The 23,068-nt window shown below is 62.5% G+C and carries 27 protein-coding genes; 26 read left to right on the forward strand and 1 reads right to left on the reverse strand.

The window, feature by feature from the left end:
- From FCU66_RS25935 to FCU66_RS26010, 17 genes are all read left to right on the forward strand, one after another.
- Positions 1 to 720, forward strand: a complete 720-nt coding sequence (locus tag FCU66_RS25935; RefSeq protein ID WP_136617053.1) for an HK97 family phage prohead protease — start codon at positions 1 to 3, stop codon at positions 718 to 720.
- Between the two features lie 27 nt (positions 721 to 747).
- Complete coding sequence (locus FCU66_RS25940) at positions 748 to 2,184, forward strand: phage major capsid protein (protein ID WP_246094009.1); 1,437 nt, start codon at positions 748 to 750, stop codon at positions 2,182 to 2,184.
- Positions 2,185 to 2,253: 69 nt separating this feature from the next.
- Positions 2,254 to 2,679: a hypothetical protein gene (locus FCU66_RS25945; protein ID WP_136617054.1), complete on the forward strand. Its 426-nt coding sequence runs from the start codon at positions 2,254 to 2,256 to the stop codon at positions 2,677 to 2,679.
- 68 nt (positions 2,680 to 2,747) lie between these two features.
- Complete coding sequence (locus FCU66_RS25950) at positions 2,748 to 3,485, forward strand: hypothetical protein (protein WP_136617055.1); 738 nt, start codon at positions 2,748 to 2,750, stop codon at positions 3,483 to 3,485.
- A gap of 18 nt (positions 3,486 to 3,503) precedes the next feature.
- Positions 3,504 to 4,004, forward strand: coding sequence for a hypothetical protein (locus tag FCU66_RS25955; RefSeq protein WP_136617056.1), 501 nt, complete (start codon positions 3,504 to 3,506; stop codon positions 4,002 to 4,004).
- A gap of 32 nt (positions 4,005 to 4,036) precedes the next feature.
- A complete protein-coding gene (locus tag FCU66_RS25960; protein ID WP_136617057.1) occupies positions 4,037 to 4,309 on the forward strand; it encodes a hypothetical protein in 273 nt (90 codons plus the stop codon).
- 30 nt (positions 4,310 to 4,339) lie between these two features.
- On the forward strand, positions 4,340 to 5,860 hold the full coding sequence (locus FCU66_RS25965) for an SGNH/GDSL hydrolase family protein (RefSeq protein ID WP_136617058.1): 1,521 nt from the start codon (positions 4,340 to 4,342) through the stop codon (positions 5,858 to 5,860).
- Between the two features lie 106 nt (positions 5,861 to 5,966).
- Entirely contained in the window at positions 5,967 to 6,536 is a 570-nt protein-coding gene (locus tag FCU66_RS25970) for a hypothetical protein (RefSeq protein WP_136617059.1), read from the forward strand.
- A complete protein-coding gene (locus FCU66_RS25975; protein WP_136617060.1) occupies positions 6,536 to 6,940 on the forward strand; it encodes a hypothetical protein in 405 nt (134 codons plus the stop codon). The genes FCU66_RS25970 and FCU66_RS25975 overlap by 1 nt, the downstream gene beginning before the upstream one ends.
- Positions 6,937 to 7,290, forward strand: a complete 354-nt coding sequence (locus FCU66_RS25980) for a hypothetical protein (RefSeq protein WP_136617061.1) — start codon at positions 6,937 to 6,939, stop codon at positions 7,288 to 7,290. Before FCU66_RS25975 ends, FCU66_RS25980 begins: the two co-directional genes overlap by 4 nt.
- A 2-nt stretch (positions 7,291 to 7,292) precedes the next feature.
- Positions 7,293 to 7,520, forward strand: coding sequence for a hypothetical protein (locus FCU66_RS25985; protein ID WP_136617062.1), 228 nt, complete (start codon positions 7,293 to 7,295; stop codon positions 7,518 to 7,520).
- A complete protein-coding gene (locus FCU66_RS25990; RefSeq protein ID WP_136617063.1) occupies positions 7,520 to 8,254 on the forward strand; it encodes a hypothetical protein in 735 nt (244 codons plus the stop codon). Before FCU66_RS25985 ends, FCU66_RS25990 begins: the two co-directional genes overlap by 1 nt.
- The gene (locus FCU66_RS25995) at positions 8,254 to 8,691 is read left to right on the forward strand and encodes a hypothetical protein (protein WP_136617064.1); all 438 of its coding nucleotides are present in this window, start codon (positions 8,254 to 8,256) and stop codon (positions 8,689 to 8,691) included. Before FCU66_RS25990 ends, FCU66_RS25995 begins: the two co-directional genes overlap by 1 nt.
- Positions 8,688 to 8,861: a hypothetical protein gene (locus FCU66_RS41295; RefSeq protein ID WP_168991801.1), complete on the forward strand. Its 174-nt coding sequence runs from the start codon at positions 8,688 to 8,690 to the stop codon at positions 8,859 to 8,861. The genes FCU66_RS25995 and FCU66_RS41295 overlap by 4 nt, the downstream gene beginning before the upstream one ends.
- Positions 8,862 to 8,933: 72 nt before the next feature.
- Positions 8,934 to 10,400, forward strand: a complete 1,467-nt coding sequence (locus tag FCU66_RS26000; protein WP_136617065.1) for a phage tail tube protein — start codon at positions 8,934 to 8,936, stop codon at positions 10,398 to 10,400.
- A 98-nt stretch (positions 10,401 to 10,498) separates the two neighbouring features.
- A complete protein-coding gene (locus FCU66_RS26005) occupies positions 10,499 to 10,939 on the forward strand; it encodes a hypothetical protein (RefSeq protein WP_136617066.1) in 441 nt (146 codons plus the stop codon).
- An 80-nt stretch (positions 10,940 to 11,019) separates the two neighbouring features.
- Positions 11,020 to 11,304: a phage tail assembly chaperone gene (locus FCU66_RS26010; protein WP_136617067.1), complete on the forward strand. Its 285-nt coding sequence runs from the start codon at positions 11,020 to 11,022 to the stop codon at positions 11,302 to 11,304.
- Here the strand turns inward: FCU66_RS26010 and FCU66_RS26015 are convergent.
- A complete protein-coding gene (locus tag FCU66_RS26015; protein ID WP_136617068.1) occupies positions 11,291 to 11,650 on the reverse strand; it encodes a hypothetical protein in 360 nt (119 codons plus the stop codon). The two genes, FCU66_RS26010 and FCU66_RS26015, sit on opposite strands and share 14 nt — an antisense overlap.
- A gap of 31 nt (positions 11,651 to 11,681) precedes the next feature.
- On the opposite strand from FCU66_RS26015, the gene FCU66_RS26020 reads away from it, so the two are divergent.
- The 9 genes from FCU66_RS26020 to FCU66_RS26055 form a co-directional block, all read left to right on the forward strand.
- A complete protein-coding gene (locus FCU66_RS26020; protein WP_136617069.1) occupies positions 11,682 to 15,695 on the forward strand; it encodes an HlyD family secretion protein in 4,014 nt (1,337 codons plus the stop codon).
- Positions 15,692 to 16,354, forward strand: coding sequence for a DUF2460 domain-containing protein (locus tag FCU66_RS26025; protein ID WP_136617070.1), 663 nt, complete (start codon positions 15,692 to 15,694; stop codon positions 16,352 to 16,354). Before FCU66_RS26020 ends, FCU66_RS26025 begins: the two co-directional genes overlap by 4 nt.
- Positions 16,347 to 17,411 (forward strand): baseplate hub domain-containing protein, encoded by a 1,065-nt coding sequence (locus FCU66_RS26030; protein ID WP_136617071.1) that lies wholly within the window; start codon positions 16,347 to 16,349, stop codon positions 17,409 to 17,411. Before FCU66_RS26025 ends, FCU66_RS26030 begins: the two co-directional genes overlap by 8 nt.
- Before the next feature lie 2 nt (positions 17,412 to 17,413).
- A complete protein-coding gene (locus tag FCU66_RS41300) occupies positions 17,414 to 17,578 on the forward strand; it encodes a hypothetical protein (protein WP_168991802.1) in 165 nt (54 codons plus the stop codon).
- Between the two features lie 2 nt (positions 17,579 to 17,580).
- Positions 17,581 to 17,928 carry a hypothetical protein gene (locus tag FCU66_RS26035; protein ID WP_136617072.1) on the forward strand — a complete coding sequence of 116 codons (348 nt, stop codon included), beginning with the start codon at positions 17,581 to 17,583 and terminating at the stop codon, positions 17,926 to 17,928.
- Positions 17,925 to 18,326 carry a C40 family peptidase gene (locus tag FCU66_RS26040; RefSeq protein WP_136617073.1) on the forward strand — a complete coding sequence of 134 codons (402 nt, stop codon included), beginning with the start codon at positions 17,925 to 17,927 and terminating at the stop codon, positions 18,324 to 18,326. The genes FCU66_RS26035 and FCU66_RS26040 overlap by 4 nt, the downstream gene beginning before the upstream one ends.
- On the forward strand, positions 18,314 to 21,643 hold the full coding sequence (locus tag FCU66_RS26045) for a GTA baseplate fiber-binding domain-containing protein (protein ID WP_136617074.1): 3,330 nt from the start codon (positions 18,314 to 18,316) through the stop codon (positions 21,641 to 21,643). Before FCU66_RS26040 ends, FCU66_RS26045 begins: the two co-directional genes overlap by 13 nt.
- A gap of 29 nt (positions 21,644 to 21,672) precedes the next feature.
- A complete protein-coding gene (locus tag FCU66_RS26050) occupies positions 21,673 to 22,815 on the forward strand; it encodes a DUF2793 domain-containing protein (protein WP_425462867.1) in 1,143 nt (380 codons plus the stop codon).
- Positions 22,812 to 23,068, forward strand: a 257-nt coding sequence (locus tag FCU66_RS26055; protein WP_210239721.1) for a putative Ig domain-containing protein, incomplete at its 3' end; no start/stop codon positions are given. The genes FCU66_RS26050 and FCU66_RS26055, both read left to right, overlap by 4 nt.

The following is a 23,068-nucleotide window of genomic DNA, read 5'->3' on the forward strand; positions in this document are numbered from 1 at the left end:
ATGGAAATCGGCTGCATCGGCGCGGCGTTCGAGTTCAAGTTTGCGGACAGCGGCGGCACCCCCGGCTCTTTCGAGGGTTATGCCGCGGTCTTCGGCAATATCGACAGCCACGGCGACGTCATAGAACCCGGTGCCTTTGCGAAGTCGCTTCTCGATCGGCAGCGCGAGGGTCGCGCGTTGCCGCCGATGTACAAGATGCATGGCGCAATGACGGGCAATCGTCATGAACCCGTTGGTGTCTGGGACGCGATGTCGGAAGACGCCAACGGCCTGCAGGTGAAGGGTCACCTTATCGGCCTGGGCACCGAACAGGGGAAATGGAACGAGGCGCAGGTTCGCGAGGGAGGCTTCAAAGGCCTTTCGATTGGGTATCGCGTCCCCCCGAATGGTTCGAAGAAGGGCAGTGATCGTCCCGGCGAGCCGAAGCGCTATATCAAGGCCGCCAATCTGCGCGAGGTCTCGCTCGTCGACGACCCCTCCAACGTGTTGGCTCGGATCTACGCCATGAAGGCGGCCGCGGAGGACGACTTCGCGGACGAGATCAAGACCATTCGTGAATTCGAGGACTTCCTACGGGATGTAGGCGGTTACTCGCATGCTGCCGCCAAGGCGATCGCCGCCAGCGGCTTCAAGGCTCAACTGGACCCTCGGGATGAGGACAGGGAAAGCGTCGTCGCGGCCATCATTGCTGATGCCGCAAACCGCATCCGGGGCAACTAGGCCCCTTCATTCAACCGAGGAACTCAAATGAAGATCTCCACCATGCTCATGGTGGCGTGCGCGGTCGCGCTTGCCATCACCGCCGTCGTAGCGCCCGACGCCATCGCGGCTGTTTTTGCCTTCGCCCATCCCCTGAATGACGGTCACGGCGTCATCATCGCCTCGGCCGCCGCCGCGGTGATCGATCCCGAGGAGCTGAAGAAGGCGATCAGCCCGGTCATGACCGCCTTCGAGGAATTCAAGAGCACCAACGACAACCGTCTGAAGGAGATCGAGAAAAAGGGCGCCGCCGACGTCATCACGACGGAAAAGCTCGCCAAGATCGAGTCGACCCTTCAGCAGTACGAAGGCCTCAACCAGAAGCTGACCATGGCCGAACAGCAGGCCAAGGCTGCCAAGGAAGCCTCGGAGCGCATCGAGGTCGCGCTTGCTCGCCTTCCCGCCAATGACCGTCAGCGCGGGAATGGCGACGAAGCCAAGGTAATGTTCAACAACTGGTGCAGGGCGGTTGTTCGCGCCCATGCTGTCGGTGTCGTCAATCTCTCGGCGGATGAGCAGAAGGTTCTCGCCGATGTCATGGCGGAAGCCAAGGCGCTCAACGTCGGCACCGATACCGCGGCCGGGTATCTTGCCCCGACCGAATATATCCGCGAAATCATCAAGGCAGTTACCTTGCAGAGCCCGGCCCGTGGTCTTGTCCGTGTCCGCAACACCGCGAATAAGGCGATCCAGATTCCGAAGCGCACCGGTCAGTTCGCGGCTCGCCGCGTCCACGAGACCGGTACGAAGACGGAAACGACTGGCCTCACCTACGGTCTCGAGGAGCTCACAGCACCTGAGATGTACGCCCTGATCGACATCTCCAACCAGATGCTCGAGGACTCCGCCTTTGACATGGAGGCCGAGATCCGCGAGGAGTCCGCGGAACAGTTCGCCGTCAAGGAAGGCGCCGAGTTCGTCTCCGGCACCGGCATCGGCGAATATGAGGGCATCCTGACCAATGGGTTGGTCGCGGAAACGGTGTCGGGTACCGCAGCCACCATCGCCGACGTCGACGGCCAGGCCAACGGCCTGCTCACCCTGAAGCATGCGATCAAGACCGCCTACGCCGCCAACGCGACGTGGATCATGAACCGCACCACCATCGGTTCGGTCCGCAAGCTGAAGGACGGGCAGAAGAACTACATCTGGATGCCCGGCATCGCGCAGGGCAAGCCGAACTCGATCGACGGCGACCCCTACGCCGAGTTCCCGGACATGCCGTCCGAGGGCGCCAACCTCTACCCGATCGCTTACGGCGACTTCCGCCGGGCTTACACCATCGTCGATCGCATCGCGATGGAGATGCTGCGCGACCCCTATACCCAGGCGACCAGCGGCAACATCCGCTTCATCTTCCGTCGGCGCACCGGCGGCAAGGTGGTTCTGGCCGAGGCGATCCGCAAGCTGAAGTGCTCGACCTGAGCGTCATGACCATCTGAGCCCGGCCGCGCGGTCGGGCTCTCGTCCCTCAATCTCAATCGGAGCACTCCAATGTTTGATCTCAAAAACGGTCTCAAGGCCGTTCGCGTCATCTCGCCGGTTGCCATTGGCACCACCGGCACCGGCCAGGTCGGCAAGATTGTCGACCGCAAGGGCTACATCGGCCCCGTCTTGTTCGCGGTGGAATATGGCACAGTCACCGCCACGACCGCCGTCTACACCACGATCGTCAAGGAAGGTGACGTCACCGGTACCATGACCTCTGTTGCCGATGTCGACCTGATCGGAACCGAGGCCGGCGCCGGCGTCGGCGCCACAGGAACCCGGGTTTCCGGCACCTCCAAGAACTGCGTCAAGACGATCGGCTACAAGGGCGGCAAGCGCTACTGCAACATCACCGTAAAGTCGACGACCACCGCGACGACACCGATCGCGGCGACCGCGTTCCTCGACCCGGCCAGCAAGCCGGCGGCCTGATCTCAATCCTCCCGCGCGCCGGAACACCGCCGGCGCGCGTCAACCTGTCCGACAACAGGAAAATCACCGTGAAGAAATCTAACCTGCTGGCGGCAACGCCGGAACACGTCTGCATTCTCGGGCTCGGCCCATCGCTGGAATCCTACGTCGACCTCGTGAAAAGGCTCGGCGGCCGCCATGCCTTCTGCGACGAGGTCTGGGGCATCAATGCTGTCGCCGGCGTCGTCCAGTGCGACCGCGTCTTCCATATGGATGATGTCAGGGTTCAGGAGGTCCGCGCCGCGGCGAAGCCGGACAGCAATATTGCCAGGATGCTGGAATGGATGCGGAGGCATCCCGGTCCGATCTACACCAGCCAGCCTCACCGCCGATATCGCGGTCTTGTCGCCTATCCGCTCGAGGCCGTCATCAACTCCTGTGGCTGGGCCTACTTCAACAGCACCGCGGCTTACGCGGTCGCCTTCGCGGTCCACATCGGCGTCAAGAAGATCAGCCTGTGGGGCATGGACTTCACCTACGCGAATTCACACCAGGCCGAGAAGGGTCGCGCCTGCGTCGAATTCCATCTCGGCATCGCGGCGGAACGCGGAATCGAGATTGGGTTCCCGGCAATGACGTCGCTCATGGATGCCAACGCGCCTGTCGGCGATCGGCTCTACGGCTACGACATGGTTGATCTCGCCTTTGATGACACCGGCGAGCGCCACGTCGTCACCATGACGCCGCATGATCGGCTGCCGACCGCCGAGGCGATCGAGGCCCGATACGACCACGCCAAACACCCCAACCCCCTCATGAAGGGCTAAACCCGAAAGGAAAATCCGATGTCTGCAATGAAAGCAGTTGCCGTCCTCATGTCGGTTCGCGTCGCTGAGGAAGGAAATCTCCACGGTCGCGAGATCGTCAAGGGCACAGACGACCAGGTGCCGGCGGAGCTCTTCGATGATCTCGAGGCTGCCGGTTACGTCGAAGCGATCGGCGGCAAAAAGCGGAATGCGCTGCGCGATGACGGTCCAACCATCGCTGAGTACCTGGCTGCCGGCTATTCGGCATCGGACTATCCGCCGAAGGGATATGCCTCGCGCAGCACGGCCGAGGAGATCGAGGCCGCTGTAACCGAAGCTGCGGCCAAGAAAAAGGCCGACGATGCCGCGGCTAAGAAGGCGGCCAAGCAGCGTGACACCATTCTCGCCGATCTGGCGAAGCTCTCCGATGCAGATCTCGCGAAGGTCGTCGACGCCGAGAAGATCGCAGTCGTCGACGGCGACAGCAAGGATGTCGTCCTCGGCAAGATCGCCGACGCCCGCATCGCCGCTCAGGGCTGATCACAGCCGCGCCCCGACCTGGAGGATAGCAAATGGCCACTCAACTTCTCGCGGTCGGCACGACCGCCGCCTCATCGGGCGATCTTGTCGTGGCGGCTGGCACTCCGGTCACGGTCGCGCTGAAGAATACTGCCGCTCCTGTCGACAGTGGCGCCCGCGTGCTGATCCAGCTCAAGGACGACGCCGGCGCCTACAGCAGCATCGGCGAGCTGAACGCCTATAACCTCGCGACCGTGATCGCCGGACCGGGCACCTATCGCTTCACGCGCTCTGCTGGCGTCGCCTGCGGTGTGTTCAGTGCCTGATCTGCCCGAAAGCTTACTGGAGGGCGTGTGATGTCGGTGCTGCTCTCACCCCTTCAGAAGCTCTTTGACGGGCCGCTTGCCAGCCCATTGGTACAGGGAGGGGCGACCGAGACGCATGGTGTTGATCTTATCCTGCCTGCACCCGGTGCGGGCGGCGCGATCTTCTCGACCAATGCCATATCTGGCTCCGCGCTGGCCTGTTGTCGCATCGTGCGCGCCTCTGACAGCGCCGAAATGGATATCGGCTATCGCACCATAAGCCGCAAGATTGACATTGCTACGGCCATGGCCTTCAAGGCTTCGCCGTCCGATATCATCTTGGTCAAAACTTGGTACGACCAGAGCGGCAACGGCAACCACGCCACGCAGACGACACAGGCAAACATGCCTCGTTTGCTGGCTGGTCGCAACGCAATCATCGCTGGTACGCGCCGAGCAGACAACACCGCCCCTAACGCCATTCCGCGGTACTTCAATATTCCAGCAGGGGTGGCATTTGATCGCCTCGGCAATACCAAGCTGGCGGTATTCGCTTCGTCTGTCTCCCTGCAAGGGATGACGCCTTACGAGTTCCCGAACAATGCGCAATCCGACGCGATGCTGCTGTCGTCCGCCACGGCGATGTCAATCCGCTGGTATCCTGGCGCTGTGAATGACAAGGTTCCGGCTGCAAAGGACGTCCTAGAGTTCTACGGCATGGGCACCGGCGCCTCTGGCTCCGGCATCTATCGCACGACTGGCGCCAAGAGCACGATCACGGCGCCAACGACGCTCGCGATCGCCGGCGGCTACCTCGGCTTTAGCTCAGTGGCCAGCGCATGGAACAAGGCCGCGCGCCAGGATTACGCCCTGTTCGCCATCTATCCGTCGCAGCTGTCGGACACACAGATCACCGACGCCAGGACAGCGGCGATCGCGGCGTTCGGCATCCCGACAGCCTTCGACAATCACCTTGTGTTTGTCGGCGACAGCATCACGGAGGGCGTCTACACCGACGACTGCAAGACCATGCCACGTCTCGCTTCGGCGCTGGTCTCGGCTTCCAACAAGTGCGTGTGGAACCTTGGCATTGCCGGGCAACTGATGTCTGGCGTCGTGACCGGCCGTGCCGCGCACGAAGCGACGCTCTACAGCGGCTCGATCACCGGCAAGAACATGTTCCATCTGTGGGCTGGGACCAACGATATCAACGCGGGCTCTGGCGTTGCGGCGGCTGTCATGGCCAACATCCAGACATGGGTAGCGGCGCAGAAAGCTCTAGGCTCGAGCGTGCGGTGCGTCGTCGGAACCTGCCTACCGCGCACCGCGTTCGGCTCGGCCGGCTCGGCGAAAGACCTGGACCGGCAGGATCTCAACACGCAGATCCGATCCAACGCATCGGTGAACGGCTACACCGTGGCCGACTATGCGGCTGATCCGGTTCTTGGACTGGTCGCGACAACGGCCGACACGTCGCTATATCCGGACGGGACGCACCTGTCGGCGTCGGCTTATGAGACGTATGCCGTGCCGATCTGTGCTGCGGCCATCAACGCTGCACTGGCAAGCTAGCTGAACCCGAATTCGAAAGACCCTCATGCGATCAACCCTCGCCATAACGACGCCTGCAACCGACCGCTCGCTGCTGACGCAGGCTGAGCGTCGTGAGGCGATCGGCGTGACCGATAGCAGCCAGGACACAAAGCTTGCGGCTCTGGATCTTCGGAACAGCGCCGCGATCATGACGGAATGCAAGGTGGCGGTCGGCGCCGGCGCTGAGCCCACGTTGCGGCAAGAGACGCTGACCGAAACCTTTCGCGGTGTTGATGTCGCAGCTCTTCAATTCTCACGGCGCTTCAACATCGAAGTCACCAGCCTCGTCGAGGACGGCGAGCCATTGACGGCGGACGATGACTTCGCTGTCGATCCTGAATCGGGTCTAGTCGCCCGACTGGTCAACAACAGAGAGGTGCGCTGGTGCGCCACCAAGATCATCGCCGTGTACAAAGCCGGTTTCGCTGATGTCCCCGGAGATCTCGCGGAAGCGGCCATGGAGTTCATGCGGCTCGCCTGGGCGGAAAAAGGTCGCGATCCGTCACTGAAATCTGAAGTCGTCGATATCCCGGATGTCCGCCGCGTGGAGCGCGATTTCTGGGTCGGCTCGATCCCCGGGAAAGGCACTGAAAGCGCGGTCCCGGAGATCGTCGCTGGCAAGCTCGCCCGCTTCATCAACCCTGTGGTGGCATAATGGAAAACCCCGGCATTTACGATCTCGGCGACTTTACGGTCACCGCCGCAGATACAGCAATCGGCGATCCCATCGTCGGACTGGCCGGCGTCTCCGAGATCGACGTCCAGTTGCGGTTCGCCTATGGCAGCGGCGGCGCCACCATCAAGGCATTCGTGCAGTCCACGCTCGATCAGGGCACCACCTGGTTCGATCTCTGGTGCCTGGCGGGAACGACGGCCAGCAAGACACGCGCGCGCCGCCTGAAGCCCGATGGCGTCGAACAGACGCCGACCGATGGCGTGCTCGCCGACGACACCGTTGTCACTGGCATTGTTCTCGGCGATCGCTTCCGGCTGAAGCTTGTGTCGACCGGGACCTATGCCGGCAACACGGTGTTGTCGGCGAGGATCCACGCGCGGTGACGACGCCTGCCGAGCTGATCGCCGATCTCGACGCTGCGTTGCTAGACGCCGGCGAGGATGCGGTGCTGCGCCGGCTGACGCTCGGCCCGAACGCGATCCAGATCCCGTTCGACGCCGATGTCAGGGCCTCGATACGGCCGCTGAAGCCGGAAGAGCTGGTCGGCAACATCGATCAGACATGGTCGCGTGTCGTCCTCAGCCCGACCGACATCAACCGGGCGCAGTTCAGGCTGCCGATCCGCAAGAACGACAAGATCGTGCAGGACGGAAAGGTTCGCAACGTCGAGTTCCCGAAACATATCCGGGTGCAGAACACGCTGGTGCGCGTCGAACTGGTGGTTGGAGGCTGATCATGCGCGTAACGAGTGATAGCAAGTCACCCGATTATTGGCGGTGGCATTTCAAGAATCCGATCGTTTTCCTTGATGGGCAGCGCGTCGAGCGCGCCTGCGAGGCCGACGATGAAGCCGGTACGGTTCTCGTCGAAGTGCACGACGAGCACGGCCCCGTCATCGAGAATGAAGCCTTTGTCCGCAAGACACTCACCGGAAAGGTGCAGATCGTCGAGGCTCGACACTGATGGCCCGCTTCGATTCCTTCGAGCGCGACCTCAAGATCGCCACGGCCGGCATGGAGCCAGCCGCGATCAGCGCAGCGCTGGCGAAATATGCGCGGTCCGAGCTCGCGAAGGCGATCGCCGCCGGGGCATCGCCGCAATATGACCGCTACGTCAATGGCGTCCCTGGCCTGGCCGAGGAAGCCGTCGTCGCCCCGGGTTCAATCCTGTATGTGTTTTCGAACTGGCCGCTGATCATCAACGCCGCCCTGGCCGAGCTGGTGAAGCGCAGCCCGCGCAAATCCGGCAGGTTTGCTGAATCCTTCATCGTCATCGTTGGAGGGCAGCCGGTCACCAACTATGCATCGATCCCGAGCGACGCCGAGGTCATCATCACCGATTTCCAGCCCTATATCCGCAAGGTCGAGGGCGGTCTCTTGGGGGTGAAGCGTCGCCGGGTTTTCGATGGCACCAAGAACGCCATGAACAATCGCTTCCGTGGCGCCTTCGGCTTCGAGGCCAAATTCCTCAACATCGCGTCAGGTGTTCATCCGATGATTCCGTATGTGCTGAAGGGCGGCGACCAGCGGACCGCGTCGGTCGACGCTCTGGCGCGCTGGCATGGCGTCCCGAAGCCGGTCATCCTGGGCTGGCGGGCGCAGGGGAAGAACCTTGGCACCGTCAGTGCGAAACCTCGCGCTGACCGCGCTGCTGGCCAGCCGATCACCTATCCCTCGATCGTCATCAACGCGCTCTGATGTCCAGCCTCGTCACCTACGATACCGTCGAGCCGTATATCAATGAGCAATGGCCGACAGCATGTGCGACGGCCGGTCTCGATGCCACGCCGGTCCTATTCGAGAACATGCCGGACGATATCCCCGACGATCCTGCCCACTTCCTCTACGTCGAGATCTTCGGCGACTTCTTCGATCAGGCCTCGATCGGCGCCGAAACCCGCGACAACAACCTCTGGCGCGAAGTCGGGCAGGTCTACCTGCACGTCATGACGAAGAACGGAATCGGTACGCGGCTCGCTCGCCAATATGCCGGACTGGCGATCGACCTCTTTCGTGGGATGGAGATCGGCACCGTGATCTTCCGAGAGGCATCGATCGGAGCCGGCGACGCCGGCAAATACAGCGCCAACTACTACTCAATGTTGGCAACCATCAACTGGCAAAGGGACGAATGAACATGACCAAGGTTTTAAAGCCGTTCAACACGCGCGTGCAGCGCTTCGCCGCCGGCGCCGATGTTCCGGATAACGCCGATCTGTCGCCGCACACCCTCGAAGGTCTGACCTCAGAGGGCTTCCTTGAGGCACAGCCGAAGCCTGCCAAATCCAAGCCTGCCGCCGCCTAGACCTCACCCCGAAAATCAACGCCTGCCCACCGCCCGGCCTGACCGCGGCGCTATTTGCCATGGAGAAATGTCATGTCGGACGCAAATCGCCTGCGCCTCTCCCACGTCAGGGAGGTCACCCTCGGCACCACGCCGGTCACGCCCCGGATGCGCAAGGCGCGCCTCAAGGGCGAAACGCTGCGTTTCGTGCCGGTGTTCGTCAGTTCGGAGGAGATCCGCGACGACCGCATGAATTCCGACCCGATCAAGGTCAACGAGATGAACGATGGTCCGATCAACGGCGAGCTCTCCTGGCCGCCGCATGGGTCGCCGTTCTCAGACTGGCTGGAATCGCTGTTCGCCAACACCTGGGTCAACACGCCGTTCCGCGATAACGACGGGACGGCCGACAGCGTCATCACCGCGATGACCGGCACCACCGATGTGGTGACCTGCACGACAGGCGCCGCCTTTGTCGCTGGCCAGATCGCCCAGTTCTCCGGGTTCGCCACCGGCGCCAACAACGGCGTCTTCAAGTGCACGACCGGCCATGCGACATCCCCGGTGTTCCTCGGCGCCGGCTTCGTCACCGAGGCGGCGCCGGCGGCCGCGGCGCGCATCAAGGTCGTCGGCTTCCAAGGCGCTTCAGCCGATCTCGTCGCCGTCGCCGATGGTATCACTTCGACGCTGCTCGACTTCACCACGCTCGGTCTTGCCGTTGGGCAGTGGATCAAGATCGGCGGCACCGCAACCGGCGACAGGTTCGCCACTGCGGCCTGCAATGGATGGGCGCGCGTCATCGCGATTGCCGCCGCGAAACTGACGCTCGACAACCTGCCGACCGGCTGGACGACCGACGCCGGCACCGGCAAGACCGTCAAGGTTTTCTACGGCGATACGCTCAAAAACGGTCTTCTCACGCTCAGCCAGACGATCGAGCGTGGGTTCATGGATCAGACCGTGCCGACCTATATCGCGCAGCGTGGCATGACCGTCGACCAGGGCGTCTTCAACTTCGTCAAGGAGCAGATCGCGACCTGGACGATGACTTTCGCCGGCCTGACCGGTACCCAGGACACCACGTCCTTGGATGCGTCACCCGACGCCGCTACCACGAACGCGATCATGGCCGCCGCGGTCAATGTCGGCCGCATCGCGGAGAACGGGACGATCGTCGGCGGTCCGAACTTCATCGAATCGATCACGCTGACCATCAAGAACAACCTCCGCATGATCGGCGGTATCCGCTCCGATGGTCTCGTCGGGGCCGAGGACATCGGCAAGGGATCGGTCGATGTCACCGCTGCGATGGGAACCTTCTTCGGGTCCAACGCCCTGATGTCCAAGCTGTTCGCTGGTACGGCAACAAACATCAACCTTCGCATCGCGAAGAACAGCCAGGCGATGATCTGGGCGGTTCCGCGTCTCACTTACACCGATGGGCAGACCAACGCGACGGCGAAGAACACCGACACCAAATTGCCGCTGACCGGCATGGCGTCGCTCGACACGCTGACCAACGCGCACGTCCTGCTTGACCGCCTCGAATACTACGAATGACCAAATCCCGCCCGACAGCGGGACCGAACTTTCGCGAGAACGCTGGGCGGGGTTGTCGGACCTCGCCCAGCACCCTTCCGACAAAGGATATCTCCGACATGAGCATCATCAAACTGGCCAGCTTGGCTGCCGATCTTGTCAAGGAACGTGAAGGCGACTGGATCGAGCCGAAGGAATGGCCCGGCCTCAACCCCGACAAACCGCTCGAGCAGGTTTCCCTGCCAGGCCTCGCATTCCTGACGCGCTCGCTCAACTATCCGCCCTATGCCTCGGCCTATCAGGCGGAGCTTGAGAAGCTGCGGCAGGCGTATCCGAGCGGTACCATTCCTGCCGATGTGCTGGCCAAGGCGGAAGGAAAACTCGCCGTCGAGTTCCTCCTGCTCGGCTGGAAGGGCCTCGATGTTGCCTATTCCCCTGAGGTCGTTGGCGGCGTCCTCATGGCGGAGGAGCATCGGGTTGTACGCAGCATGGTGCGCTGGTGCGCCGGTCTCGCAGGCAGGCGCAAGGTCGAGTTCGAGGAGACCGCCTCGGGAAACTGAAGGCGGCCTTCCGCTACGACCTGGAGCGGAGAGGCCATCACGAATGGCTGGCAGACCTGAACCGGGAGTACCCGGACGAGGTGCCGGCGGAGACGCTTCCGACCAGGCCGGATGAAGCCAGATACGAGACCTGGCACGACTTCTATCGACGCGCCTGGCAGGTCCTGCGCTACGACCGCCAATATACCGAGGGCGGCGGTGAAACACCGATCAGCTTCCTCGCCTTCGACGCCTACGCCCGCCGCTACAGCATCGAGGGGGAAGCCTTCGATCGCTTCGTCGACTTCGTATCCGCCCTCGATGACGAATGGCTGTTGCACGTCGCCGAAAAGGCAAAAGAAAGAGCGGACGTCAATCCGACATGAGGGCGGCGCCGCAATTGGACGATATCAGCGCGGACTCGCCGTCGTTCGAGGCCATTTCATCCAGAAAGAAAACGGTATCGGGTGTCCACATGTGGCCGCGAAATGGAGCAAATCCGACATAGCCACCCATGGAATTCTTCGCGTTGACGGTGCCACAGATCGTGATTTTGCCGGCACCCGTCTGGACAGCTCCGATAGATCCGAATTGAGCGCTTCCGGGGTCTTTGAGAGTCTTCAAGAGCGTGTCGTGTACCGACGAAATCTGAGCTTCGGATAGCTCATATCGGTCGGCCGCCAATGCGGCGGTCGCACCAAGAGCTGCCACTAAAATGAACCGTCGTCTCATCGGCGCGCACCCAAAGAAGGGAGGTTGAGATATGAACGATATAGCACTCTCCAGCCTCCGCGTCGCCGCCGAGATCGACGCCGCGAAGTACAAGACCGGCGCCGACCAGAAAGTCGCCTCCGATCGCGCAATGATCGCTTCCGCGCAGGCGATAGGCACCGCGTTCAGCCAGACCGACACCAAGATCAGCACCGCCGGCGACAGCCTGGCGAAGCTCTCGCGCCAGTACCTCGACGGCTACAAGAACCAGGAGCGATTCGAGCAGGGTCTTCGTCAGATCGGGCGGCAGCTCGACAGCGGGAAAACCGACATCGAGGGTGCCACACGCCTTCTCGTCGGCATGAACCAGAAGCTCGGGCTCAGCGCCGATGTCTCCGAGCTCGCCGCAAAGGGCCAGACCCAGCTTGCCGCTGCGGTCAGCATAGCAAACACCCAGATCGAAGGGCAGGCCATAGCCCTGCAGCAGGCCGCCGTGGCGCACGCCGCACTGATCGCGCAGGCGCGTGCCGACCAGGCCGCCGAAAACAGCCGGCAGATGGCCACAGCGAACCAAGGCAGCTTCAATTCCGTTCTCGGGGTGTCGTCGCCGTCATCTGGCGCGCAGGCCTCGGCTTCGGTGTTCGAGGCCGAGTTCACCCGCCTTGAACAGATGGCTCGCCTGCGAGCCCAACAGGCCGGCGCCGCCTTTGCCGACGAGTTCAATTCTTCGGTGATGGCGACTTCGGGTAAATCCGCCCGGGCTTCGGCGTCCGTTTTCGAAGAAGCCGGCCGTGAAGCCGACCAGATGGCATCACGCGTCGCCGCGCTGCGCGCCGAACTCGATCCCGCCGCAGCGGCACAGGACCGCCTCAACAACGAGCTGTCGGAATATTCGGCGCTGGCGGCGAAGGGTGCGATTTCAGCCGAGGAACTCGCCCAGGCGCAGACCATGGCCCGCAATCGCATCGCGGCCAACCAGAACGGCAGCGGCGGAGCCAACAAGTTCGCCGGAATGAACGCGACCAGCCAGCTTCAGGACATCGCGATCACGTCGATGATGGGGCAATCGATCCCGACGATCGCGCTTCAGCAGGGCACGCAACTCGGCATGGCGATGCAGATGGCCATGGGCGAACAGGGCGCCGCTGGGGGCGCCAAGGCGTTGCTTGCCGGTCTTACCGGCCTGGTAAGCCCGGTCAACCTTGTCGCCATCGGTCTCACCGCCGTTGTCGCCGCCGGCATCCAGTTCGGATCGAAGCTGCTGCCGCAGACGAAATCCCTGAAGGACGCCACGGAGGAGCAGCGGAAGGCGGTCAACGACCTCGCCGACGCCTACGGCAATGCAAGTCTGAAGGCTGACGATTTCTACAAGAAGTCGGTTATCGCGTCAGAATCCGATGCGCGCCGCAAGACAGAGGCGTTGCAGAAATCGTCCGGCGCCGCCAATGTCGGTGCGTTTTCCGACCTGATCAACCCATTCGCGGCCGGTCAGGGCTTCATCACCGCGCGAGATCAATTCTCTGCGTTCAATGAACCGATCAAGAGGATAGTCGCGGAGGCCCACAACGGTCGTCCAGACTTCGCCGCTTTCGAAAAGTCGATTGCGGCAGTGGTCGGCGAAAATCCCGGCCTTCAGTCCACCGCCGACAAGATACTCGCGATCGTGGCCGCCGCCACCGCTGCGGCAGCGCAGCTCAAGAACACGGGCGAGGCCATCAAGGACATCAACCGCTCATCGATCGGCAATTTCGACCGCACCCAGCAGGCCGGCCGCGACCAGTCGGTGATGAGCCAGCGCTTCGGCGACGATCCGTTTGCGGCGCAACGTGAGCAGCAGCGGCAGAAGGAAATTGCGCTGACCGAGGCGCAGGACCAGCGGAAACGCTCGCTCGACAACACCTTGGCTTCCGCGAAGCTCGACGTCGATCTCATCGGCAAGACCACGGCGGAGACCGAAGGCCTGCGCATGGCCTTCCAACTGGAGCAGCAGGTTCGCGAGGAAGCCGCTCGCAACAATGTCGATGCCGATGAGGCCGAGATCGCGCGCATCAAGGCGAAGGCGATCGAATACGGCAAGCTGCGCGCGCTGCAGGAAGCGCGCGACACAATCCATGGTCAGGAGATCGATCTCGAAACCCAGCGTTCCGAACTCGGGCTGGTCGGCGAGAACACGCTGGCACGCCAGCGTTCCGCCTCTGCGCTGAAGACCGAGCAGGATATCCGCAAGCTCGGCATCCCGCTGTACGGGCAGGAAGCCAACGAGATGCGCGCCAACACCTCGGCGCTTTCAGCCAATGCAGAGGCGATGGCGAAGGCCTCGCTGCAAGCCGACCTACTGTTCGATCGCCGGCAAATCCTGCGCAACTCGGAAGACCAGCAGATCGCATCCGCGCTAAAAAGCGCCGGTCAGCCCGAAGACCTCAATTCGCAGGAAGCGCAGATGATGCGCTACAACATGGCACTTTCAGAGACGAAGGACACGTTCAAAGGCTTCTTCACCGACATGGCGGATGGGCTCAAGCAGGGCAAATCGCTATGGGAGAGCCTGGAAGGCGCGGCGGTCAACGCGCTGTCCAAGATCGCCGACAAGCTTATCGATCGCGGCCTCGACGGCATCTTCAATTCCATCTTCGGTGGAGAATCGACGGGAAGCGGCTTGCTGGGCGATCTGCTTTCGGGAAAGCAGTCACAGTCCGGATCATCTGCTGGCGCATCATCGTTGCTGGGCAAGCTTTTCGGAGGCGCCGGCGGCCAATCGGTCGGTTCGATGCAGGTCCAGGCCGCGAGTGTGTTCGTCAACGGCGCGCCGGTTGGCCTGCCGGGTGTCGGCTCGCTGGGCTCGTTGCTGGGCGGATCATCGTTCAAGGCCGACACCACGCTGTCCGATATCCTCGGCTATGGCGGCGGCGATGCCGCCAACCAGAACATAATCCAGACGCGCATCGACCAGGCCTTCGGCACCGGCGGATCCGCGCAGGACATGATCCAGAGCCGGATTGATCAGGCGTTCGGAACGACCTCTGGCGGGCTCGGCGGCATCTTCTCGCCGTCAGGTGGCTTCGCTAGTTCCGGTGGTGGCGCTGCTTCGGCGATGTCGCTGGGAGGCGGCAGCGTTACGGACATGATCCGTCGCGCAGCGGCAGCCGAAGGCATCAACCCGGATATCTTCCTGAAGGTCGCCAAGTCCGAAGGCGGATTGGGCGGATTTGTTCAGAGCAGTGTCTTCAAGAACGGCATCCAGGAGCCCTCCTTCGGCCCGATGCAACTACTCAAAGGCGGTCCCGGAACCGGTTTCCCGAAGGGGCTTGGCAACGCCTTCGAAGAGCAAACCGGCCTTAGCGTGTCGGACCCCGCCAACATGGAGGCCGGCATCCAGTTCGCCGCGAAGCAGGCCAAGCAGTCCGGCTGGTCGCAATGGTATGGAGCGAAGGCCGCCGGCGTCGGCAAATGGGAGGGCATAAATCGAGGCGATAGTGGCATCGATCCTATGACGACCCAGAGCATCGCCAAACTCGGCGATGCATCAACCAAAGCGACCGGGGCTCTTGGCAATACGACCAGTGCACTCGGCAATCTCGGCGGCGCTTCGGAAGGCCTGATCTCGCAGTTCAGCAAGATGGGTCAAAGCCTCATGTCGCAACTGACGCCGGCGACAAGCAGCAGCAGTTGGTTTCAGGGGCTTTCCGGCATGTTCGGCGGTTCTTCGGGCGCCCTCGGTTTCATGAACTCGATATCGCCCAAGGCAACCGGCGACATCCTTTCCGGCTCATGGGGCTTGTTCGCCGATGGCACCGAGAACGCTCCTTCCGGCTGGGCATGGGTTGGCGAGCGCGGCCCAGAGCTGCGCAAGCTGCGCGCCGGCGATGTCATCCGCAGCAATCCTCGATCGATGGAGATGGCGGCGAACCAGAGCGGTGGCGCTCCAGCCGCCAACGATCGCCCCGCGCAGGCCATCCATCAGACCAACAACTTCATCTTCCGCGAGAACCCGGCGACGCCGGCCAGCCAGAACCAGATCGCGGCGAAAAGCGCGCGCGCCCTTGAAAAGCTCCAGAGGACGGCATGACGTTCTACAACGCAGTTCTGCCCGGCACGATCTCGCAGGGCAGCGAGTTCGCGCCTGTCAGCCTGGTCGATGCGGCCAATAGCCCGACCGGGTACAGCCAGCGCCGCTCGAGGCGTTCCCGCAGGCTGCGTCGGTGCAACATCGGCAAGAACATCCGCAAGGCGAATGACGTCTACGACATCCTGGCGTTCTTCGAGGTGATGAACGGGCCGGAACACTGCTTCGCGATCACCAATCTGCTCGACGATCGCAGTTGCAAGCCGGAGGACGCACCGGCGGCAAACGATGCCATCATCGGCAGCGGTGACGGCGCCAACCCAGTGTTTCAACTCAAGAAGCAATACAGGGTCACGCTGATCGACACCTCGGTCGTCGCCGTCGACAGGACGATCTATCTGCCGGTGCAGGGCACCATGCTGATCGCTGTCGGCGGCGTCACCAAGACGGAGACGACGCATTACACCGTGAACTACACCACCGGCGTCGTCACCTTCACGGCCGGCAATGAGCCCGCCGTCGGCGTCAACAATGTCACCGCCGGGTTCAAATTCCGGGAGAAGGTCCGCTTCGACACCAACGATCTAAGCCAGGTCGCGGAGTTCTTCCGCGTCGGGTCCGTGCCATCGATCCCGCTGGTCGAGGTGCCGTTCGATGCCTAGGACCGTACCGGCGAGCGTCTTGACGGCGATCAACTCCGATTCCTTCGCGCTGCCCGCGATCGTGCTGATCATCCTCGCCAACGGCACCAGGATAGCGCTCACCGAATGGGATGAGCCGCTCGACGTCGATCTTGATGGCGAAGGTGTTGAGACGTTCTCACCGTTCCAGTTCCAGCAGTTGTCCGCGTTTTCGGCGCAGATCAACGCACCGATCGACGACCGCGATTTCAAGATCATCCTTGGCGCCACCATAGTGACCGCGAGCGACGTCCGTCGCGGCCGCTTCGACAACGCCATCGCCATCATCGGGTATGTGGTGCCTGATCATCTTGATCAGCCGTGGCTCTACTGCACCTATGATTTCGGTCAATCCGACATCAAGGGAATGGTCTCGCGGCTGGAGATGATGGGGCCGGAGAAGCGGCTCGAGCAGCCTGTCGGCGTCACCCTTGGCGCCAACTGTCCCGAATCATATGGCGATCTGAAATGCGGCATCCCGACCCGGGCCGATGCCTGGGCTGATACGACGGACTATGCGCTCCACGGTCTCGTCAGGCGGCTGACCGGCGCCGGGATCTACTGGTTCAAGGCGACAGTCGCTGGCGCCAGTGGCGCATCGGAACCGACATGGCCGACCACGCTTGGCGGCACCGTGGTCGACGGCACCGTGACCTGGACCGCGATCCGCGCCCGCCGGCTTGTTGGTACGGTGACGTCATCTGCCGATCGCCGCACCATCGTTGCGACCGGGATCACGGTCGTCGCGGACTATTTCGGCGAGGGCTTCATCACCTTCCTGACCGGCGACAATGCCGGCGACAAGCGCCGTGTCCGCGCCGACAACGGCACCGGAACGCTGGTGCTGCACCTCGGCGCCTACGATGACATCCAGATCGGCGACACCTTCGAAGCCCTGGTCGGCTGCCGACATCGGCGTGTCGAGGACTGCATCGGCAAGCACGACAATGCCCACAATTCGCGCACCTTGACGCTTCGCTATGGTGGTTTCGACTTCCTCGCCGGCGAAAACATCACCGCCACCGCACCCAAGGGCTGAACATGACGCGCAACGAAATCCTGAAAGCCGCCAGCGAGATATCGGAATGCCAGGGCAAGGATGTGGAAAGGGCAAAGGCGATCGCGTTCAGCCTGCTGGTCGAAGCGCTGCTGTGCCTTCGGGAGATCGCCGACAACACGGCCGCTGCGGCAGCATCGAAGGCCTGACCATGAACCGACGTTCGTTCTTTGGTACAGCTGCTGGTGCCGTGGCTGCCGCGCCTGCTATCGCCGCAATGCCTGGCCTCGCGGATGGTGGTCTCGTCGGAAAAGCGGGGATGCAGACGCTGGGTTTCGCCTTTGACGCCAAACCGATTACCGAGGCGCTTGAGCCGCTGAAATACGCGGTCGGCGCTGCCCGCTCGTTCCAGTTCGATCCGGGGTTGATGCGCCGGCCGGGGAGGGATGATCGCTATGTCTATCGCACAGGTTTCCCATCGATCGACGCGCTGAGATCGGTATCGGGCGTCCACAAGGCCCTCATGGAAGCACGGCATGTAGAGGGCAACGCTCAATGAGCGCCGAAGCCTTCATTGCCGCCGCTCGCGGCTTCCTCGGCGTGCCGTGGGCGCACCAGGGACGCACTGAGCGCGGCATGGACTGCGTCGGGCTCATCGTGCTGTCGATGCGCGCCGTAGGCGTCGATGTGCCCCTGACGGCCGATTATGGCCGCATGCAGGACTATCGGCAGGCCAGGCGGTATCTCGAAGTGTTCTGCGATCGCGTCGGTGCCCCGGATATCGGCGACATCGTGCTGTTCAAGACGACGCAGACGCTACACATGGCGATCGTCTCCGAGGTCGACGGTCTGGCGCCGAAGCGCGTCATCCAGGCGCTCGGCCCGAAATCCAATGTCGTCGACACCGGCCTGCAGTTCCCACCGTTGATGCTGTGGAGGCCCAAATGGCCTTCATAGCGCCGCTCGCCGGCCTCGCCGTTGGTGGCGGTCTCCTCGGCTCGATCGTCACCACCGTCGCCGGCATCGGCATCAATCTGGCGATCGCCTATTTCTTTCCGCAGAAGATCAAGGGGCCGCGCGCCGAAAGCCTGAAGGCGCAGACGTCACGTTATGGCGAGCAGCTCACCCGCTGGCATGGCGCGATCCGAACGGCCGGTGCCGTGATCTGGCTCAAGGCCGATCATATCGACGAGCACGTCAAGACGGAGCGGCAGGGTAAAGCCCTCGGTCCGGAGGTGACGACCTACAGTTACACCGCAACCTTTGCGGTCGCGTTTGCCTGGAACGGCCCGGCGTCTGGTGTCACGCGCATCTGGGCCGACGACAAGCTGATCTTCGACATCTCGGCGGAGGCACTCCAGCACGCCATTGACAACGGCGGCAAGGGCATCGGCGTCGCCAAGGGCGCCTCGATCACGGTCTATCTCGGCACCGATGACCAAGGGCCTGATCCTGACATCGAGGCCGACCGTGGCGCCGGTAACGTCCCGGCCTGGCCTGGCATCGTCTATGTTGTGGTGAAAAACCTTCCGCTCGACGAGTTCGGCCTCCGCATCCCCAACATGGAAGGTGAACTGCTCAAGCAGAGCGAGAGCGCTTATCTCAGCATCAACGTTGGTGCCGCCGGTGGAAGCCATCGCACCGACATCAACGGTGACGCCGTGGCTCTGGCGGCCAATGACGGGTTGGGTGGGATATTGACCCTCTATTCGCTGCCTTCCGGCACGGTGCGCAAGGCCATCGATCTGGGCTTCCCGCCGACCGGTGTCATCATTTCATCCCGCAACGATGTGCTTGTCGGCAATATAAACGCCGATGAAGTCCATGTGTACGACCTCGCCACCGGCGCTCAAAAGCAGGTCGTGACCGGTGTGTTGCAATCCCTGCCAAAGGACAACATCAATTGCTCCTGCGAGACGTCGATCGGCGGCGTGTCCTACATTTTGATGGCGCGTGAGGATAAGCTTTCGCTGCTCAGCAACATCGGTACCGGCTGGAGCCTGGGCTGGTCTCTCGATCTTGCCGGCAAACCGCAAATCCTGAGCTGTGGTCCAGATCGGTTCTATTGGAGCACCGGCAATTCGACGGTCCTCCATCATTCCGCTTGGGATACCACTACCATTTCCGTCGCCGACGCCAGTTTCACGCTGCCCGTGCTCGGCGCAGTTCAGGGTATCCGTGCGATCTTCTACGACGATGAATCCGACAGCGTCATCGTGTTCGGCGCCAAGGGAAATATTTACGTCTATTCGGCCGATATGGGGACGCTGCTTCGATCGATCTCGGATGGCGGCTGGAACGCGTCCGGTATACCGGATCAACTGCTGTCACGTCGTGCTCTGGGCGCCTCAAACACGCTGGTATTTTCGGCACCGGAAGATCACCGGATCGTCGAGTACCGCATTTCCGATCTCACCAAACTGGCGGATTATGCAACGACTACATGGGGCTTCGATGCCCCTGGCTACCTCTCCGGTGTATCGGCCGGATTCGGGGTGATCTGGCAGCCGCTTGAAGGCTACCTGATGTTCGTCCCCCGTCTCGCTCGCACACCCGTCCTGTTGTCCGAAGTGCTTGAGGCCGAATGCGGTTACGCCGGCCTGACCGCCGATGCTTCCGCGGTGACATCAGGCATCTATGGCTACGGCGATCGTGCCGGAACACCACCGCGCGGCGTCGTCGAAGATCTCACCCGCGTCAACTTCGTCGATTGGGCGCAGATCGACGGCGTCCAGACCTTTTTCCCGCGCCAGACCGCCTCGTTTCGCACACTGTCGATCGATGATGTCGGCGTCGCGCTCAACGCGGAACCCGATCCGGTATCAGTCACGGATGAATATCCCTCGGCGCTCGATATGCCGGAACAGATCATCATCACCTATCCGAGCTATGACGCCGCCTACCGCATCGGTGCGCAGGCGGGAACCACGAAGGAAGACGAAAAGTTCAACGATGAACCTTCGCAGGCCGACGAGACCGGTGCGCCGATCAAGGTGCGACGCAAGCGAGCCTTGGCGTTTTCGACATCTCAGGTTCTCAAGGATGACGACGCCGCCCAGGTGGCGGATGTGATGTTCAACTCCCTGCTCGACGCCGCCACGGTCTACAAGACCACTGTCGGCCCGAAGCACATGGATCTCCACCCCGGCCAGGTCGTCACCTTGCCCTTGGATGAGGGAAGGACCGCCAAGGCGGTGCTGACCAAGATGAGCGGCGATACCGTCGTTGAGATGGAGTTCCGCAAGCGCGGCGACAGCTTCACATCGGAGGCCGTCGGCGTCCAGACCCCTTATGTCATCGATTCGCTGCTCGGGATCGCTGATGCCACCCCGGTGCTGATCGACGGCCACCTGCTGCGCGGCGCCGACAACAATGACGGCTTTTACACCGGCGTCGCGGTGACCTCCGCCGGCACGTTCCGTTCGGCCTCGATCTATCGTTCCGAGGATGGCGGTTCCACGTACCTGCAGTGGGCTGGCTTCGTCAACGGCATGATCCGTGGCATCGCACTCGATGCGCTACCGGATCGCGCGCATCCCGCCGCATGGGATCGCGCAACGGCCTTCAACATCGCCGTTCCGATTGGCAGCGCGCCTGCCAGCGTCAGCGAGGACGCGCTGCTAGCCAGCGAGACCACGAACGGCTTCGCCGTCTGGAACGCCAGCGTCGGCGATTGGGAGTACATCCGCGCCGCTTCCGTCGTCGACAACATGGATGGCACCTGGACGCTGTCGACGCTGCTGCGCGGCTTGAAGGGTACCGAATTCGCCATGGCTGGGCACGCCGCCGGCGCCACAGTCTATCATCTCGACGACCAGGCGATGACGCGCAGCCTGGAGGGAGATCGCACGCTGGCGCGCATCTATGTCGCGGTGCCGACCTCGACGGTGTTCGATTCCACCGGTGCCGTCACCTTCACCAACAACGGCAAGGGTCTGCGGCCATGGTCGCCGCAACTCGTCAGTGCGGTGCTCGATTCCGGCACGGGCGACTGGACCTTCGTCTTCAACCGCCGCGATCGGCTCGGCCAGGCATGGCCGGAGAGCGGGCCGGAAACACCGCCGATGAGCGAAAGCGTCGAAGCCTACGCCATCAACATCTACGACGGCATGGGCGTCCTAGTGAACAGCTACGACGCCAGCACCGAAACCTATACCTACACCGCCGCCGATCAGACGACCGATTTCGGCTCACCCCAGACAACCCTTGAATTCGGTCTCGCCCAGGTCTCCGCGATCTATGGCGACGGCATCGAACTGAGAGAAGCGGCATGACGACTTCAAACCGGCTCGGCATCACCGAGATGGCGGAAACACAGAACAACCGTTCCGTCACGGTCAATGCGGCGATTGCCGCGCTCGAGGCCGGCGCGATGTGCTTCCCTGCGGTCTCGATCGGCGATACCGCACCGCCAGGCTCACCGGCTGAGGGCGATCTATATGTGCTCGGCGCGTCTCCAACGGGGGCTTGGTCTGGCCAAGGCAAGCACGTGGCCGTCTATTACAATGCGGCCTGGTTCTTCCTGCCGCCGATCGAAGGCGCGTTCGCCTATGCGCAGGACGACAACGCCTATTATTTCTACAATGGTTCGGCTTGGGCTCTCTTTTCTGGCGGCGGCGGTTCCGGCGACGTCGTCGGCCCGGCCGGCGCTGTCAACAACAACATCGCGCTGTTCGATCTCGCTACCGGAAAGATCATCAAGGATAGCGGCGTCGCGCTCTCGACCGACGGCACCCTGGCATCGAACTCAAATAGCAAGGTCCCTGTAGAGCAGGCCGTCAAGACCTATGTCGACGGCCTAGCCCTCAATCTCGGCAAGCGTGGCCGCGTCAGGGTCGCGACGACGGCCAACATCACGATCTCAACCGCGCTCAACAATGGCGACACGCTCGATGGCGTCACACTGGCGACCGCCGACCTGGTGCTGGTCAAGAACCAGTCCGCGCCAGAGCAGAACGGTATCTATGTCGTCGGCGTCTCGCCGGCGCGCTCATCCGAGTTCGACACCTATGACGAGCATCCAGGATCGCTCATCGCCGTCGAGGAAGGTACNNCGACGGCGATTGCGTTCAGCCAGGTCAACATAGCTGCGGTCACCGCGCTTAAATCGGACGCCACTGCCAACCTCACTGCGGGCTTCACGGCGACCGCGAACAATGCCGGCACCAAGTCGTCGGGTACTTTCACGCCAGATCCAGCAAACGGCAATCTGCAACGCTACGTGAACGGCGGTGCGCACACTCTGGCGCCTCCATCGGTGGGCGGCGGCGACGCCATGTCCATGGCAATCCAGTGCACGAACAATGGCTCCGCCGGCACCATCACGACGTCGGGCTTCACGAAGAAAACCGGCGATGCACTGACCACCACCAACGGTGATGACTTCATGTTCCATATCACCGTGATCAATGGGTTTTCACATCTTAACGTCGTGGCGCTGCAGTGACTTTTCCATTCCCGATGGTGGTGCCGCGAACGTCAGCTCCGCTGTCGATTTCTGGAACGCCGGTGACGTCGGCTACGCAGAGCACCGCCTATACCGGCTTCACCGCATCGGCCAGTGGCGGCACGCTGCCATACACCTATTCGCTCGTCGGCAGCTGGCCGACCGGCATCTCGGTCAACTCGTCGAGCGGTGTTGTATCCGGCACGCCGACGGTGTCCGGCACCTTCGCCAGCCTTTCGGTTAGGGTCACCGA

It is taken from the genome of Mesorhizobium norvegicum, assembly GCF_004919685.1.
GTDB lineage: Bacteria > Pseudomonadota > Alphaproteobacteria > Rhizobiales > Rhizobiaceae > Mesorhizobium > Mesorhizobium norvegicum.

What these genes read in the sequence shown, in the direction of transcription:
- FCU66_RS25975 (WP_136617060.1), top strand. Translation starts at nt 6,536, where the DNA reads ATGGAAAACCCCGGCATTTACGATCTCGGCGACTTTACGGTCACCGCC.
- FCU66_RS26030 (WP_136617071.1), top strand. Translation starts at nt 16,347, where the DNA reads ATGCCTAGGACCGTACCGGCGAGCGTCTTGACGGCGATCAACTCCGAT.
- FCU66_RS26040 (WP_136617073.1), top strand. Translation starts at nt 17,925, where the DNA reads ATGAGCGCCGAAGCCTTCATTGCCGCCGCTCGCGGCTTCCTCGGCGTG.
- FCU66_RS25940 (WP_246094009.1), top strand. Translation starts at nt 748, where the DNA reads ATGAAGATCTCCACCATGCTCATGGTGGCGTGCGCGGTCGCGCTTGCC.
- FCU66_RS41295 (WP_168991801.1), top strand. Translation starts at nt 8,688, where the DNA reads ATGAACATGACCAAGGTTTTAAAGCCGTTCAACACGCGCGTGCAGCGC.
- FCU66_RS25995 (WP_136617064.1), top strand. Translation starts at nt 8,254, where the DNA reads ATGTCCAGCCTCGTCACCTACGATACCGTCGAGCCGTATATCAATGAG.
- FCU66_RS25955 (WP_136617056.1), top strand. Translation starts at nt 3,504, where the DNA reads ATGTCTGCAATGAAAGCAGTTGCCGTCCTCATGTCGGTTCGCGTCGCT.
- FCU66_RS25945 (WP_136617054.1), top strand. Translation starts at nt 2,254, where the DNA reads ATGTTTGATCTCAAAAACGGTCTCAAGGCCGTTCGCGTCATCTCGCCG.
- FCU66_RS26035 (WP_136617072.1), top strand. Translation starts at nt 17,581, where the DNA reads ATGAACCGACGTTCGTTCTTTGGTACAGCTGCTGGTGCCGTGGCTGCC.
- FCU66_RS26045 (WP_136617074.1), top strand. Translation starts at nt 18,314, where the DNA reads ATGGCCTTCATAGCGCCGCTCGCCGGCCTCGCCGTTGGTGGCGGTCTC.
- FCU66_RS26025 (WP_136617070.1), top strand. Translation starts at nt 15,692, where the DNA reads ATGACGTTCTACAACGCAGTTCTGCCCGGCACGATCTCGCAGGGCAGC.
- FCU66_RS26000 (WP_136617065.1), top strand. Translation starts at nt 8,934, where the DNA reads ATGTCGGACGCAAATCGCCTGCGCCTCTCCCACGTCAGGGAGGTCACC.
- FCU66_RS26015 (WP_136617068.1), bottom strand. Translation starts at nt 11,650, where the DNA reads ATGAGACGACGGTTCATTTTAGTGGCAGCTCTTGGTGCGACCGCCGCA.
- FCU66_RS26005 (WP_136617066.1), top strand. Translation starts at nt 10,499, where the DNA reads ATGAGCATCATCAAACTGGCCAGCTTGGCTGCCGATCTTGTCAAGGAA.
- FCU66_RS25985 (WP_136617062.1), top strand. Translation starts at nt 7,293, where the DNA reads ATGCGCGTAACGAGTGATAGCAAGTCACCCGATTATTGGCGGTGGCAT.
- FCU66_RS25965 (WP_136617058.1), top strand. Translation starts at nt 4,340, where the DNA reads ATGTCGGTGCTGCTCTCACCCCTTCAGAAGCTCTTTGACGGGCCGCTT.
- FCU66_RS25935 (WP_136617053.1), top strand. Translation starts at nt 1, where the DNA reads ATGGAAATCGGCTGCATCGGCGCGGCGTTCGAGTTCAAGTTTGCGGAC.
- FCU66_RS25960 (WP_136617057.1), top strand. Translation starts at nt 4,037, where the DNA reads ATGGCCACTCAACTTCTCGCGGTCGGCACGACCGCCGCCTCATCGGGC.
- FCU66_RS26020 (WP_136617069.1), top strand. Translation starts at nt 11,682, where the DNA reads ATGAACGATATAGCACTCTCCAGCCTCCGCGTCGCCGCCGAGATCGAC.
- FCU66_RS41300 (WP_168991802.1), top strand. Translation starts at nt 17,414, where the DNA reads ATGACGCGCAACGAAATCCTGAAAGCCGCCAGCGAGATATCGGAATGC.
- FCU66_RS25990 (WP_136617063.1), top strand. Translation starts at nt 7,520, where the DNA reads ATGGCCCGCTTCGATTCCTTCGAGCGCGACCTCAAGATCGCCACGGCC.